2 protein-coding genes are annotated in these 2,016 nt (G+C 66.0%); both read right to left on the bottom strand.

Features of this window, described 5'->3' with window-relative positions; all coding sequences use genetic code 11:
* On the bottom strand, positions 1-1,690 hold a 1,690-nt coding region (locus tag ACEN88_RS30185), incomplete at its 3' end, for a secretin N-terminal domain-containing protein (RefSeq protein ID WP_413345642.1).
* Positions 1,687-1,983: a hypothetical protein gene (locus ACEN88_RS30190; protein ID WP_413345644.1), complete on the bottom strand. Its 297-nt coding sequence runs from the start codon at positions 1,981-1,983 to the stop codon at positions 1,687-1,689. The genes ACEN88_RS30190 and ACEN88_RS30185, both read right to left, overlap by 4 nt.
* Between the last annotated feature and the right edge of the window lie 33 nt (positions 1,984-2,016).

Genomic DNA, 2,016 nt, shown 5'->3' on the forward strand with positions numbered 1-2,016 from the left:
GCAGGGTGCGGATCAGGTGCGGCGTGATCGACAGCACGACCTCGGTCTTGTTGCGCGTGTCCTGCTGGCTGCCGAACAGGCGGCCCAGTATCGGCAGGTCGCCGATGCCCGGCAGCTTCGTGCTGCTGGAGCGGTCTTCGTTCTTGATCAGGCCCGCCAGCACCTGGTTCTCGCCATCCTTCAGCTGCAGCATCGTGGAGGCCGAGCGCGTGCCGATGCGGTATGCCGTCGTGCCGCCCTTCGTCGTGACCGTGTCGACCAGGTTGCTGACTTCCAGCGAGATACGGATGCCCACTTCGTTGTTCAGGTAGATCGTGGGCTCGACGTCCAGCTTCAGGCCCACGTCGACGTAGTTCACGGACTCGGACGCGAAGCCGCCCACGCCCGACGAGATGGTCGTCGTGATGGTCGGCAGCTTGTCGCCGATGACGACCTTGGCCTTTTCCTTGTTGCGCACGCGGATGCGCGGCGCGGCCAGCGTGTCGGAATCGCCGTCCGTCTTGCTGGCCGTGATCGAACCGGCGATCCCGGTCACGCCGATCGTCGTGCTGTCCAGGTGGTGCAGCTGGTCGATCGTGATCGCGCCGCCGGCCGCCGTCGTCAGCGGCGCGAACGCGAGGCTCGTGGGCCAGTCGATGCCCAGGTCGAGCAGGCGGTTGCGCTGCACTTCCAGCACCTCGACGTCCAGCATCACCTCGGCCTCCGGCACGTCCTGCAGCGCCACGAGCTGCGACGCCAGCTTCACGGCTTCCGGCGTGTCGCGCAGGATCACGAGGTTGAGCTTCTCGTCCACGACGACGTCCTTCGATTTCAGGATCGTCTTGAGCGTGTTGCCGATCGACTTCGCTTCCGCATTGGCCAGGTAGAAGGTCTTCACCGTCATCTCCTGGTATTCCTTCTGCTTGGCCGCGATGTTCGGGTAGATCAGGATCGTGTTGCCGTCCATGACCTGGCGCTCCAGCTGGTTCGTCATCAGGAGATAGTACACGGCCGCTTCCACCGTGCTGTTCTTCAGGAAGACCGACGCGCGCTGGTCCGTCTTGACGTCCTTATCGAACAGGAAGTTCAGGCCCGAGTGGCGCGCGATGACTTCGAAGATCTGCTTGATCGGCGCGTCGCGGAATTCCAGGTTGATGGGCGTGCGGAACGCGGCCGCCAGCGCCGCCTCGGGGGAATTCGCCGCGATCTTGTCGTTCACCTCGGCCAGCAATTGACGCGCCGGTTCGTGCGTCGGGCGCTCCGTCAGGATGGCGGTCAGCTTCGTTTTCGCCGTGTCGTAATCCTTGCGCTCCAGCGCGGCGCGCGCTTCTCCCATCAACACCCCGTGACGGCGGTCGGCATCCACCTGGCGCAGGCCGGCGCGGGCGCGGTCGTTGAGCGGATCGATCGCCAGCACGCGCCGGTAGTCAGCCACGGCCAGGTCGACCTTGCCGTCGGCCAGTTCACGGTCGGCCTGCGGCAGCAGGCGGTTCGTGGCGGCGTCGCGGACGCGCAGGTACGCGGACTTGTACTGGACGTTGGTCGGATCGGCGGCCAGCGCTTCCTGGTATTTGGTAAGCCCGGCCTCGACCTTGTCCTGGGCCACGAGCTCGTTGCCTTCGCGGTAGGCCATTTGGGCCGCGCAGCCGGACAGCAGGATGGCGAGCAGCGCCGGGAGCAGGCGCCGGGCCAGAGTTGGGCGAGCGATCAATCGAATACTCCAATATTAAGCTGTTGAACCTGGTTCAGCGGCAGGTAGGTCAGGGTCAGGACCGGCGGCGCGATGGACTCGACGCGGTACGTCCCGTCGATCACGGCGCCCTTCTCGCGCACGACGTACGTGCGGTCGCCGCGCGCCAGGTAGACTTCCCAGGCGCCGTCGCCGACGGACTTGCCGATGAAGGTGAACGGCAGCGGCGGCGCGGTGGGCGGCGTAGGCCGAGTCGGCCAGAATATAGTGGGCCCCCAGGGCGAGCCCGTGGTGGAGTCCGCCGGCGGGGTCAACGGCTTAGGCAAAAGCAAAGGCGATTGAGCCAG

It is taken from the genome of Massilia sp. CT11-108, assembly GCF_047302915.1.
Lineage (GTDB): Bacteria > Pseudomonadota > Gammaproteobacteria > Burkholderiales > Burkholderiaceae_D > Telluria > Telluria orientalis.